Raw genomic sequence first — 12,781 nt, 5'->3', positions numbered from 1 at the left:
AATAAACCGGATGTTATTTTTTTGCTTCAGCAAGTAATGCGCTGTTTAGTCTTACATATTCATCCACTTTAGCTTCAGTAGCCAATTTAATTCCAGCTTCTGCAGAAGCAATTGCTCCGGCTTTATCGCCTTTTTTCAATTGAATACGGCCTTTCCATAACCTTACCCATGGTGCTTTAGGATCTGCAGCTTCAGCAGCATTGATCCATTCTAATGCCTTATTCAGGTCTTTGCCGTTTTCAAAGTAATATTGTGCGGCAGCGAAATAAGGCTTTTTCTCAGCTTTCATGGCCTCATCAATACTAGCCATTACCTGAGCATCAATGTCTGTGCTTAAGTCAATGTTTAAACCTGTGTTTTCCCATGATAACTGTAGTTTTGCAGTAGTAGGGAACACATTAGCAAACTGAATAGTGAAAGTTTCAACTTTCTCTTTTAGTTTAACAGGTTTTACTTTGATGCGCAATACATCTTCAGCCTCCTTGTATTCATAAGCACCCCATTGTTTTGAATCCTTATTGAAGATAACCGTCCACTCATCTTTGCCAGGAATGGTAAATAAGCCATAAGTACCAGCTGCAAGCTCTTGTCCGCCAATTTTCACCGGGTCACTAAAGGTGATGGAAGTAGCTGAGTTAGCGCCCGTACGCCAAACTTTGTCGAATGGCTCCATTCCTCCAAAAACTTTACGGCCTTTGGTGTTTGGACGTGAATAAGAAACGTTGATTTTACCTAATCCAAAACTCTGTGTGATGGTCTGAGCAGAACTCGCCTGAGGTATTTTGATACCTTGAGCCTGAAGTTCCGTGTTTAATGAAACTGCCAGTGCGAGAATCATCAAAGCTTTTAATGTTGTCTTCATTTGATTATTTTTTTGTTACTAATTTACACTAAAGAATGATTATTTGCTATAAATCAAGTTTCAGAGGTTATATATGACGAACAAATTAGAGAATCATTGTTAAATTAGCCAAATGCTGAATGTACGTTATCTGTTTCCCCTGGTGGCCACTGTTTTTTTATCCTGTGCGACGGTAAAATCTCTTCCTGATCCAGGAATAGAAACCGGAGTTTCCCGAAATCTTGCGAATTATAGAAAAGCTAATATTTCAGAGGTTCATTACCTGATGGAATTGGATATTCCAGCAGAGAAAGAGCAAAAAATTGCTGCAGTAGCTGAGGTTTCATTTCAGCTTAAATCGACAAAATATCCCCTGCAGCTTGATTTTAAAGAAGATAAAAGTCTGCTTAAAAAACTTTTAGTAAATGGGATGCCTGTTGAAATACAGTTAGTTAATGAGCACTTGGTTGTAGATCAGAAATATCTGAAATCCGGAAAAAATGGGGTCTCTATAGAGTTCTGGGCGGGTAATGGTGCTTTGAATCGAAACTCAGACTATTTATATACGCTATTTGTGCCGGATCGTGCAAGAACAGTTTTTCCATGTTTTGATCAGCCAGATATGAAAGCAGTTTATACCCTGACTCTAAAGGTAGCCAAGGATTGGAATGCAATTGCAAATGCAGCACTGAGAGATTCAGTACTGACAGCGAATCGCAAAACTTATCATTATAAACCTTCTGATACGATCAGTACCTATCTTTTTGCTTTTGCCGCAGGGAAATTTAAAAAGATGACAGCGCCAATGGATCGCCTGTCTGGAAATTTCTTATACCGTGAAACAGATACTGCAAAGCTTAATCATAGCCTAAATGAAATCTTCAGGATCCATGGGAATTCTTTGAAATTTATGGAGCAATGGACGGGAATTCCTTACCCATTCCAGAAGTTTGATTTCGTGGCCATCCCGGATTTCCAATTCGGAGGAATGGAACATGTAGGTGCAATTCAATATAAAGAATCCTCCTTGTTTTTAGATGGAGGGGCTACGAAAGATCAGCTGAACTCCAGAAGTAATTTGATTGCACATGAAACGGCACACATCTGGTTTGGAGATTTAGTAACCATGAATTGGTTCACAGATGTCTGGATGAAAGAGGTGTTTGCCAATTTTATGGCAGATAAAAGCACAGAAGAAATTACCGGAAAGGCAGATTTTGATTTGAAATTCCTGGTGGATCACTTCCCCGCTGCTTATGGGGTAGACCGTACCATTGGTGCAAACCCTATCCGTCAGGATTTGGACAATTTAAAAGATGCCGGAACACTTTATGGCAATATCATTTATCATAAAGCACCTATTATGATGCGTCAGCTGGAGCGGTTAATGGGAAAAGATAAATTTCAACATGGAGTTCGTGAATACCTTAAAAAGTTTGCGAATGGCAATGCCTCATGGCCAGACTTGATATCCATCCTGGATAAGTATGCCGATGCTGATTTACAAAAATGGAATAAAGTATGGGTAAATGATAGCGGTAGACCCGTTGTTGATTACCAATTGGAAAAGAAAGATGGTAAAATTACCAGCTTCAATATCCAGCAAAAAGCAGAGTATGGCAGCGGAAATGCTAGCTCAAGCAGAGTTGAAGACGAAAAAATCTGGCCTCAGCTTTTCGAAGTCAGTTTATATTACCCTGATGGTGTTAAAGAACTGACGGTAAATCTGAATGCAAAAGAAGTGGCGGTAAAAGAAGTCATAGGAATGGATACCCCCTTATTTGTACAGTTTAATTCATCAGGACAAGGGTATGGCGTATGGCCGGTAGACAATGCCATGTTTTCAAAACTTTACAAAATTGAACAGCCATTAAATCGTGCTTCGGCCTATATTTCTCTTTATGAGAACATGTTAAATGGCAGATCAATCCAACCCGCTGCATTGCTGGAGTTGTTGATGAGTGGTATTGGTCAGGAAAAAGAAGAACTTAATCTGAAACTGATGACTGGTTACATTAGTACTATTTTCTGGGAGTTTATGAAGCCTGAAGAAAGAATGGCCATTCATAATAGATTAGAAAATGTACTATGGAATGCCATGATTAACCAGCCTAAAGCAAATCAGAAAAAACTATATTTCAAGGCTTATCAGGACATCTTCCTATCGAAAACCGCAACTGAACAATTAAACCTCATCTGGAAAAATCAAAAAGCACCGCAAGGTTTGATCTTATCGGAAGATGATTATACCGCATTAACCTTTGCTTTGGCTCTTAGAATGGAAGATAATTCCAGTCTGCTCCAATCACAGTTAGATAGAATCACTAATGCAGACCGCAGGAAACGTTATGAATACATCAGGCCTGCTGTTTCTTCAAATCTTACTGACCGGAATGCTTTTTTCAAACGCTTAGAATTAAAGGTGAACAGGGAAAAAGAAGCCAATGTGGGTGTTGCCTTGTACTACCTGCATCACCCGCTTAGGCAAGCAACTTCTATTGCGTACTTGCCTAAGAGCTTGGATATGCTTGTTGAAATCCAAACAACAGGTGATATATTCTTCCCTCAAAGCTGGTTGCAATCTACCTTTAGCTATTACCAGACGGAGGAAGCCGCAGCCCTGGTTACAGATTTCCTGAAAGCACACCCTGATTATAATCCAAAGCTTAAAGCTAAAATTCTGCAGGCCACAGATAACCTTTACCGGGCTTCTGCATTCAGGAGTACAGCTAAATAATTATTTTGGCTTAAGTGTTTTATAGGTCATTTTAACTGCTTCACTGAGGTTTCCCCGGGTCATCTGTAGGCTGGATGGATAGCCACTGCTGTTGTATTCGTAAGTATATATACTGCTGCTTGTAACAGAAGGCAGGTAATCTAGCCGCAAAGGGTTACTGATGGAGTAAAGGGCTCTGGCTTGCTGTTGTGGCTGTGCCAGGAATAACAATTGAAAGTGGGGGATATTGCGGTAAATTCCAGGGCGGTCGTCGTAAGTACTGCTCATGGTGGTGATTTTGCCATTGTTGGTCAGCATGATTGTGGTGATATTCCCCAGCTGATCATAACTGATGTTTTCCTCTTCCATCAATTTGCCTTTTGCATCATATTTCTTTAATTGCGTGGTTCGTTTTCCCTCATCCTGAACCACCAAATAGAAACCATAGGATATTGAATTTTTATCAAACAATGCAATCTTGTCCAGCCGACCATCTTTGTTGAAGATATAGCCGACGCTTTGCTGCAGCTTATTGTCTTTGTAGTATTCCAGCTCCATCGGAGTCTGGTCTGAGCGATAAAAGAATTTAGTAAGCCATCCATCAGATTGAACCAACTCCATCAGTAGGTTTTTTTCTTCATCATACTTGAAGGTCAGCAGTAAATTCTGTGACTTGATAGTGGAAGGTACCAAGGCCGTATTTAACGGCGGATCAGGTTTTTCTGGCTCCTTTGATTTGTCCTGTTCTTTTACCGGATCTGGCGATTCTTCATTTTTGCTGCAGCTATAACTCAGTAAAATACAGCACAACGCGCATAGGTAAACTGGGCGCAGGAATGTTCCAATGGAGCGTACGATCTTTCTGTTCATATAAGTGGGATTGATGAGCTTCGAATCTATATTTAATTATCGATTTATGGTGAGTTTTGTAACTAATAATTAATTAAAGATATTTAATGTTGTCTGCTGGTTAAAATTAGATAGGAAGTTTTGAAGAGTTTAACCCTTTGATTTTTTACCTGGAAATGTTTAATTAATCCATGAAAAATATGTTCTGCGCGCATTAAGCAGTACCTTAGCGGGCAAAGATTTCTTTTATCCATTACCGTTTATTTTAAATTTAATATGGACGATTTTTTAGCTGCCCGCCTTCAGATGGCCTTTTCCTTAGGCTTTCACATTGTATTTGCTTGTATCGGAATGGTCATGCCATTTTTCATGTCACTGGCACATTTTTACTGGCTTAAAACCAAGAAAACAGTTTATCGGGATGTCACAAAAGCATGGAGTGCCGGTGTAGCGATTTTCTTTGCTACCGGAGCAGTTTCCGGAACGGTTTTGTCTTTTGAACTAGGCCTGCTCTGGCCAAAATTTATGGAACATGCCGGCCCAATATTTGGAATGCCTTTCTCCTTAGAGGGAACGGCATTTTTTATTGAAGCAATTGCCCTAGGTTTTTATCTCTATGGCTGGAACAGACTCCATCCATGGTTTCATTGGGCAACAGGGGTAGTGGTAGGGATTAGTGGTTTGCTATCAGGAATTCTGGTGGTAGCCGCAAATGCCTGGATGAACAGCCCTGCAGGATTTGATTATATAGACGGACAGTACTTAAATATAGATCCGGTTAAAGCGATGTTTAATGACGCCTGGTTTTCTCAGGCCTTACACATGACGGTAGCCGCATTCGTGTCTACCGGTTTTGCTGTTGCAGGAGTCCATGCACTGATGATTCTGAAAGGTAAAAATGTAGCTTTTCATAGTATGGCCTTTAGAATTGCTGCAATATTTGCTACTGTCTTCGCCTGTTTACAGCCCTTAAGTGGAGATATATCTGCAAAAGACGTGGCCAAACGTCAGCCGGCAAAATTAGCCGCAATGGAAGCCCATTTTCATACGGAAAGAAATGCCCCATTGATCATTGGTGGTATTCCTGATACCGCTAGAAAAACAGTTGATTATGCGATCAGAATTCCTGGTTTACTTAGTTTTATGACTACCGGCGATTTTAATGGAGAGGTAAAAGGTCTGGATAGCATTCCGAAAGAAGATCAGCCTCCGGTTGCAGTGACACACTATGCCTTTCAGATTATGGTGGGCTTAGGCATGGCGATGGTGGGCATAGCATTCTTATATTTCCTTGCCTTATGGAAGAAAAAAAGCTGGCTTAGAAGTAATTGGCTGCTTAAGTTATTTGTCCTGGCCACACCAATGGGATTTATTGCTTTAGAAGCCGGCTGGACAGTCACTGAGGTTGGCCGACAGCCTTGGATTATTCATGGGGTGATGCGTACTGCTGATGCAGTTACGCCTATGCCCGGAATTGCCTATTCTTTTTATCTTTTTACTGCGGTATACATCTCTCTGGCAGTTATCGTGAGCTTGTTATTGTACCGCCAGATTACCATGGTAGGTAAATTGTACAATTCATCATCCGAAGTTCCTAAAAGCTAATATTATGATATACGTTGTGATTATTTTTCTCTGGACCGCTATTTTACTTTATATTTTATTGGGTGGTGCCGATTTTGGAGCTGGTATCATTGAACTGTTTACCTCGGAAAAAAACAAGGAAAAGACCCGAAAAACGATGTATAAAGCAATTGGCCCTATTTGGGAAGCCAATCACATGTGGCTGATCATTGCTGTTGTGATTCTTTTTGTAGGCTTTCCTAAAATATATACCACTGTATCTATATATCTTCATATCCCACTGGTGGGGATGCTTTTGGGCATCATCGCCAGAGGTACCGCTTTTGTATTTAGGAATTATGATGCTGTAGAAGATGACATGCAGAAAGTTTATACGCCAATATTTGTGTATTCTAGCTTGATTACCCCATTCTTTTTGGGGATAATCGCGGCGAGCGCTGTTTCAGGAAGGATAGATCCACACGCAAATGACTTCTTATCGGCCTATGTATTCAGCTGGCTGAACTGGTTCTCTGTTGCCGTAGGCATTTTTACTGTTAGTATCTGTGCTTTTTTAGCCACTATCTTTATCATTGGACAAACAACAGAAGAAAACGATAGGAACCATTTTATTAGAAAAGCAAGAAGAATTATTTTTATCGTGATGTTTTGTGGAGCATTGGTGTTCCTTGCGGCTTACTTTGAGCAAATTCCTTTGATTCACTGGATTTTTGGAGATACCCCAGGACTGATTGCTATCATTGCGGCCAGTATTTCATTAGTAGTCATGTTCTTTGTATTGGGACAAAATAAGCCTATTATGTTAAGGCTGCTGGCAGGCTTCCAGGTCACCATGATTTTATTTGCCGCTACCTACAGCCACTTTCCTGATATTCTTTTATTAAAAGATGGTGCTAATCTTTCTTTGTTGACGCATCAGGGCCAGGCTAAAACCATAGAGACTTTAGGTTATGCCTTATTGATCGGCAGTATATTTATTTTGCCGGCCTTAGTGTACCTCATCTATATTTTCCAAAAGAAAACGAATGTTGAGACTGATCATTAACCAAATTGCGATGGATAAAATGAGGATTCATTTTATCCTTTTGGCTTGACAATAAAGGCCCTTATAATTAAAAAGACAATGATGAGCCCCATCAACATGATCATGATTTCTGACAGTCCTACTTTTACTCCTTGTATGTTCATGCTTTTATTTTTTTTTTAAGGTATAAAATAAAACCAAAAAAACTGCTGTTTTTAATTTTGATCAAACAATTAGACCGTTTATTAGCTTTTAAATAGAGAGAATTCTTTAAAATGGAAATTATGGACAGATTGATTATAGAATCCGTGTTAGCGGATGTAAATGGCTTTAATTTAACAAGAGATAGTCGCGATGGATTTAATGGAGCACTAAAAATGGGCTTCACTGAGGATCGTACTGCACAGGTTAACCATGCTTTTTCTGAATTAAAACGAATGGTTCAAGAGAAAGGTATTGACCTGATGATCTGTAAAACTATGGTGGATGGCATCTATGATCTGGAAATTTGTACGGATACTTTAGATGAACCGGTCCGGATTAATAACAAAGCAATCAGTAAGGAAATGATCCATGAAATTGGCGGCCATATAGGTCATGATCCTAAGGTTTTGCTGGGTGCTGATGGTGTCTCGGCAGAAAATTGGCTGGGAATCGCTAAAATCGAAATCAAAAATTGTGAAGGTTAGTTCTTGATTCACAATTCTGTATGTAACAAATTAAGGTAGATATTTTATCCAGTATATATTTTATGTTTAATTCGCATTGATTTTGGAGCGGGTCTGAGGCTGTAAAGAAGAATGGCTGAAGAACAAAAATCTTTACACAGAGAAAATTTGTGTAAAGATTAAACCTAAACCAATTTCTAAAGTCCTAAACACATCAAAGAATATATCGATCTCTTTAATTTGAACCACTATGAAAATGAAACTCTCCAAATTAATCCCTTCTTCCTTATTATTGCTGGCCATCAGTTCAGCAGGATATGCTCAGAAACTACCAGATGTACAAACAAATGGGGTATATGCACCGGCAGGAATAAGAGCGGATGGAAGAAATACAGAATGGAATGATAGTTTTCAGGCACTAAATAAGAGAACAAATATCTATTATACGATGGCCAATGACGACAATAACCTGTATGTTGCCATCAAATCTACAGAGGCTAGCAATAATACTAAAATCCTGGCTGGTGGGATAACACTTTCTATCAATCCTGATGGTAAAAAGAAAGAAAAAGAAAGCATTACTTTAACTTATCCTGTCGTGAACAGAGCCAACATGAGAACTGGTGGCGGTGGCGGTCAGGGTCCTGGCGGTCGTAGAACGATGATGATGGGCACAGTGATGGGTTCGGCTGCTGGAGGGCAAGTGAGTAAGTTACAAAGAGATTCTATGATGGCCGAAATGCAGAAAAAGCAATTGGCACAAGTTAAAGAGATTAGAATCAATGGCTTTAAAAACACCACGGACACCTTGATATCTATATATAATGAATACGGGATTAAAGCAGTTGCTAATATCACCAAAGACAATGCTTTATTTTATGAAATTGCTATTCCATTATCTGCTTTGGGGCTTTCTAAAGACAGCGCTGCAGAATTTGCCTACAATATTAAACTGAACGGCTTACAGATGCCAGGATTTGATGGCGGTGGCGGCGGCGGTCCAAGAGGCGGTGGCGGTGGTAATTTTGGTCCTCGTGGTGGAGGCGGAGGTGGTAACTTCGACTTTCAGGCACTGATCAGCCCAACTGATTTTTGGGGCAAGTATACCTTAGCAAAGAAATAATCTGGCCTAAAAAAAGGAACCAGTAGCCGGGTCCCAGTTTACACATAGACACACACAAACCAACCATACAAACTCATGAACCATTTCTACTCGGTTACAGTCCCCCGACTGCAGCAATTTCAGCGTACCCGGCATTCTGGGCTATTAAAAAGAACATTACTGTTATTAGGTTTCATTTTCAGTTCAGCATACGGATTTGCCCAAAACCAAGGTAAAGAAACCGCACCACCACCGCTTCCTACAAGGGAAATCAGTGGAATTGTAAAAGACTCTACGGATCTGGGGGTAATTGGCGCTACCGTAACCCTGACTTCGGCTAAGGATACGTTGAAAACCAGTACAAATTCAGATGGTATTTTTGTCTTCAAAAATGTAAAATCTGCTACTTATACGCTGATGGTTCAAAGCATTGGATATGCGCCTACTAAACCTGTTCGTTATAAGCAGAATGATGCGATTCCGAGAATTGTAATGGATCCAATTACGCTAAAAGAGGAAAAAAATCTCCTGAATGAAGTCGTGATCAGTGGTACGCCATCAATTACTTATAAAACAGATACCGTAGAGTATAAAGCCAGCGATTATATCGTCAGGAAGAATGCCTCCGTTGATGAATTACTGAAGAAGATGGAAGGCATGGAAGTGGGAACCGATGGAACATTAGTTCACCAGGGACAGTCAATCACAAAAGCTAAACTGAATGGTAAAGAATATTTAGGAGGAGATATCGCGAATGCAATTAAAAATCTTCCTGCAGAAATCGTTGATAAAATACAAATTGTTGACGATTATGGAGATCAGGCGGCAAGAACCGGCGTAAAAGACGGCGACGCGGAAAAGATTTTAAACATCACCACCCGAACAGATAAATCTGTAGGAAATATGGTCAATGCAAACCTGGCCGCAGGAAGTAATAAAAGATTTGAAAGCGGAGTTTTCGGAACGAGAATTAATGGAAATCAAATTATCGGTGTGAATGGAAGCTTCAATAACACGATAAATGGTGTGGCTTCCAGCGGTGATAACGGTGGAAGTAGCAATACTGGCGGTGGCGGTGGCCGCGGAGGAAACAGTGGAAACAATTCTGGTAGTTCCGGCAGCAGCGGTGGCGCAAGTGGGGGAACCACTCAGATCGGTAATGGTTCAGTGAGCTACCGTGATAAAGTAAGTAAGAAGATTGCAGTGAACCTGAATTATGGCTTCAATTCCTCAGATGTGAATTCCATCACTGAAAGTACAGCGAAAAGATATGCAGTGATTGATACAAATGTACAAAAAGGGGTGGTCGACAATTTGACAAATGAGCGGTCGAGAAGGATGTCTGATAACCTGACTCAAAGTCATAATTTTAGATTAGAAATAGAAGCTGACCTTGATAGCAGCAACTTTCTAAGAGTGATCCCTACTTTCAGAACCAATTCAACAACAAGTACCCGTTTGGATACTGTTTTTCAGAGAGGGTACAACAACAGAGATGAGTTTATCAGGAATTTAACAAAAAATACAAGACCGCAGATCGGTGCCTCTGTATTCTATCAGCATATATTCAAAAAACCAAGAAGAAATGTTTCCATGCAGGTGGATCTGAATAATAATAACCAGGATTCAGAGCAGATACAAGATGGTAAGTATACCTTTTACAATAAAGATCCTTTAATTCTACCCTACGACTCCCTGGTGAATCGGATTGTGGAACGTAAGAATTTGCAGAAGAATTATAGAGGTAGTCTGACTTACGTGGAGCCTTTGACGCTCAATACGCAATTGGAATTTAATGCCCAATTGAATTATAATGGTTACGACAATACAGCCACGACCAGAAATATTGGTGAGAATGGTGCACTTGCCGTGATCGATTCCTTGAGTAATATTTACGATTATTCATTTACTCAGGGACGAATTGCATTAAATTATCGCTACGGCCTGGATAGGATGTCTAAAGTGAGGTTCTCCGTAGGATTAACCGGCGTACCTGCTGTTTTATCAGGAACGAAGGCGAGCTTAGGAACCAGTACACATAGAAATAGCTTTAACCTGATCCCAATTGCACGCTTTGAATATATGTGGTCCAGACAGCATAAAGTCCAAATCAACTATTCAGGAAATGCAGTTGAACCTTCATTTGATCAGATTCAGCCAGTTAGAGATGTGACGAATCCACAGAGCCCCGTGATCGGTAACCCCGATCTTTTGGCCTCTTTTACTCATACCCTGAATGCCAATTACAATAATTATATCGCCAACTCAAAGTTGAATTATTCCCTGAATGTGAATGCCTCAACTACAGACAATGCGGTGATCAGAAATGTCGTGCAGATCAGAACAGAACTCCCTAAAGGTGGGACCAATACGATCAATGAAACCAGGTATTTAAACACCAATGGCGTGTATCGTATTAATGCCAACTATTCTGTGAACAAACAATTAAATGATAGAAAATATAATCTCGCTTTAAGTGGTTCCTATAGTTATGATCACCGTTTGTCTATGTCGAATGGGGTACTAAATGTGGCTAATGTGCAAACGATGATGGAACGTTTTGGACCAAGGATCAACCCGACTGAATGGTTCGAGATTAATCCGAATGTTTCTTATACCAATACGCGTTCGACTAACAGTGTGATCACTGCTGCCAATACGAATACCAATACCCTAGCCCTAAATGTAGATGGAAGGGTGTATTTATGGGATAGCTACTTATTTGGCTATAGCGCCAGCAAAAACTATGTAAGAGGTATCAGCTCTAACATCACTTCCAACCCTTTTGTAATCAATATGTATGCAGAAAAGGAATTTTTTGACCGTAGAGGAAAAGTAACCGTTCAGGCATTTGATGTACTTAACCAAAATAACTTTGTCACACAGCAGATTGATGGTACCGATATTGTCGATACAAAATCTAACGCCCTGAGTAGGTATTTTATGGTGAAGCTGACCATGAGATTGCAGAAATGGTCCGGTGCGACAGGGAGAAATGGAAGAGGAGTGATGAGAAGAGGGGATGGAAGCTTCATGTAAGACAAAATCAATGTCTGTTCGAAGGCTGGAAAATTTCCCCGAAGAGGGTAAACCTTCCTAGGCCTTTTCACAGACATTGATTTTGTTGGGAGTAGAAAGGGAGGAGCAGAAAAGAAAAGGGAAGAAAGGAAGAGCAGACACGAAATAAGAAATTTTGTAAAAGCCTCTGAATCATAAGGTCGAAGATTTATTTTCGATCCTATGATTCAGAGGCTTTCTGTTTTATCATCTATCAATAACTCAATCGCTATAGGGCGTGGTATTTATTGATAATTCTTATATTCGTCCGGGGGATACAATGAAATGCTGAATTATGAAACAATATCGGACAATGAACTTGCCGAATTGTTGAGGTCTGGGGATAGGGCTGCATTCACAGAAATTTACAACAGATATAAATGGTTATTGCATACCCATGCCTATAAATGGATGCAGGACCGCGAGGAAGCCAAAGATATTATTCATGAACTTTTTGCCGCGTTATGGACGAAAAGAGAAAGCCTGTCCTTTCCTGATAATTTATCTGCATATCTGTATACTGCGGTTCGTAACCGGATTTTTAATGTCATTTCCCATCAAAAAGTAGCCTCCCAATATTTGAATTCCCTGCAAGCTTTTATCGATGAAGAGCAGGCAGCAGCAGATCACCTGGTTCGGGAAAAGCAAATGACCTTATTGATTGAAAAAGAGATTGCGGCCTTACCAGCTAAAATGAGGGCAGTTTTTGAGCTGAGCAGGAAAGAGCAGTTGAGTCATAAAGAAATTGCTGAACAGCTGATGCTTTCCGAACAGACCGTAAGGAAACATGTGCAGCATGCACTAAAGATTTTAAGGGTAAAACTCGGACTCGTGGTGTTTTTATTTCTTATTTCTCCCTAGGAGTGATGCTGATTTCTAATTGTTAGAATCTCATCTTATTTTTTTCATTTTTATTTACCCCCTAAGGTCAGGTTGCCTG

Annotated in this window: 9 protein-coding genes; 7 read left to right on the top strand and 2 right to left on the bottom strand. The window is 40.1% G+C overall.

What is annotated here, in order from left to right; all coding sequences use genetic code 11:
• Nucleotides 1-13: 13 nt before the first annotated feature.
• Nucleotides 14-862 carry a DUF2911 domain-containing protein gene (locus AQ505_RS21100; protein WP_062550008.1) on the bottom strand — a complete coding sequence of 283 codons (849 nt, stop codon included), beginning with the start codon at nucleotides 860-862 and terminating at the stop codon, nucleotides 14-16.
• A 112-nt stretch (nucleotides 863-974) separates the two neighbouring features.
• Here AQ505_RS21100 and AQ505_RS21095 point away from each other — a divergent pair, with 112 nt between their 5' ends.
• A complete protein-coding gene (locus AQ505_RS21095) occupies nucleotides 975-3,578 on the top strand; it encodes a M1 family metallopeptidase (RefSeq protein ID WP_062550007.1) in 2,604 nt (867 codons plus the stop codon).
• On the opposite strand, the gene AQ505_RS21090 is transcribed toward AQ505_RS21095, so the two are convergent.
• Nucleotides 3,579-4,427, bottom strand: coding sequence for a hypothetical protein (locus AQ505_RS21090; protein WP_062550006.1), 849 nt, complete (start codon nucleotides 4,425-4,427; stop codon nucleotides 3,579-3,581). It lies immediately after the preceding gene.
• Between the two features lie 255 nt (nucleotides 4,428-4,682).
• On the opposite strand from AQ505_RS21090, the gene AQ505_RS21085 reads away from it, so the two are divergent.
• From AQ505_RS21085 to AQ505_RS21060, 6 genes are all read left to right on the top strand, one after another.
• Nucleotides 4,683-6,011 (top strand): cytochrome ubiquinol oxidase subunit I, encoded by a 1,329-nt coding sequence (locus AQ505_RS21085; RefSeq protein WP_062550005.1) that lies wholly within the window; start codon nucleotides 4,683-4,685, stop codon nucleotides 6,009-6,011.
• Between the two features lie 4 nt (nucleotides 6,012-6,015).
• Complete coding sequence (locus tag AQ505_RS21080) at nucleotides 6,016-7,035, top strand: cytochrome d ubiquinol oxidase subunit II (protein ID WP_062550004.1); 1,020 nt, start codon at nucleotides 6,016-6,018, stop codon at nucleotides 7,033-7,035.
• 263 nt (nucleotides 7,036-7,298) lie between these two features.
• Entirely contained in the window at nucleotides 7,299-7,703 is a 405-nt protein-coding gene (locus AQ505_RS21075) for a hypothetical protein (protein ID WP_157262501.1), read from the top strand.
• Nucleotides 7,704-7,932: 229 nt separating this feature from the next.
• Nucleotides 7,933-8,805, top strand: a complete 873-nt coding sequence (locus AQ505_RS21070) for a hypothetical protein (protein ID WP_062550002.1) — start codon at nucleotides 7,933-7,935, stop codon at nucleotides 8,803-8,805.
• Between the two features lie 75 nt (nucleotides 8,806-8,880).
• Nucleotides 8,881-11,823, top strand: a complete 2,943-nt coding sequence (locus AQ505_RS21065; protein ID WP_082461663.1) for an outer membrane beta-barrel protein — start codon at nucleotides 8,881-8,883, stop codon at nucleotides 11,821-11,823.
• Between the two features lie 303 nt (nucleotides 11,824-12,126).
• Nucleotides 12,127-12,702, top strand: coding sequence for an RNA polymerase sigma factor (locus AQ505_RS21060; protein WP_062550001.1), 576 nt, complete (start codon nucleotides 12,127-12,129; stop codon nucleotides 12,700-12,702).
• The last annotated feature ends 79 nt before the right edge of the window (nucleotides 12,703-12,781 follow it).

The organism is Pedobacter sp. PACM 27299, from assembly GCF_001412655.1.
Classification (GTDB): Bacteria; Bacteroidota; Bacteroidia; order Sphingobacteriales; family Sphingobacteriaceae; genus Pedobacter.
The sequence above is the reverse complement of the archived record's forward strand: the minus strand, read 5'-3'. Positions and strand labels throughout refer to the sequence as shown.

Excerpts from the sequence above, each read along its gene's own strand:
- AQ505_RS21100 (WP_062550008.1), bottom strand. The coding sequence starts at position 862 with ATGAAGACAACATTAAAAGCTTTGATGATTCTCGCACTGGCAGTTTCA.
- AQ505_RS21095 (WP_062550007.1), top strand. The coding sequence starts at position 975 with ATGCTGAATGTACGTTATCTGTTTCCCCTGGTGGCCACTGTTTTTTTA.
- AQ505_RS21090 (WP_062550006.1), bottom strand. The coding sequence starts at position 4,427 with ATGAACAGAAAGATCGTACGCTCCATTGGAACATTCCTGCGCCCAGTT.
- AQ505_RS21085 (WP_062550005.1), top strand. The coding sequence starts at position 4,683 with ATGGACGATTTTTTAGCTGCCCGCCTTCAGATGGCCTTTTCCTTAGGC.
- AQ505_RS21080 (WP_062550004.1), top strand. The coding sequence starts at position 6,016 with ATGATATACGTTGTGATTATTTTTCTCTGGACCGCTATTTTACTTTAT.
- AQ505_RS21075 (WP_157262501.1), top strand. The coding sequence starts at position 7,299 with ATGGACAGATTGATTATAGAATCCGTGTTAGCGGATGTAAATGGCTTT.
- AQ505_RS21070 (WP_062550002.1), top strand. The coding sequence starts at position 7,933 with ATGAAAATGAAACTCTCCAAATTAATCCCTTCTTCCTTATTATTGCTG.
- AQ505_RS21065 (WP_082461663.1), top strand. The coding sequence starts at position 8,881 with ATGAACCATTTCTACTCGGTTACAGTCCCCCGACTGCAGCAATTTCAG.
- AQ505_RS21060 (WP_062550001.1), top strand. The coding sequence starts at position 12,127 with ATGCTGAATTATGAAACAATATCGGACAATGAACTTGCCGAATTGTTG.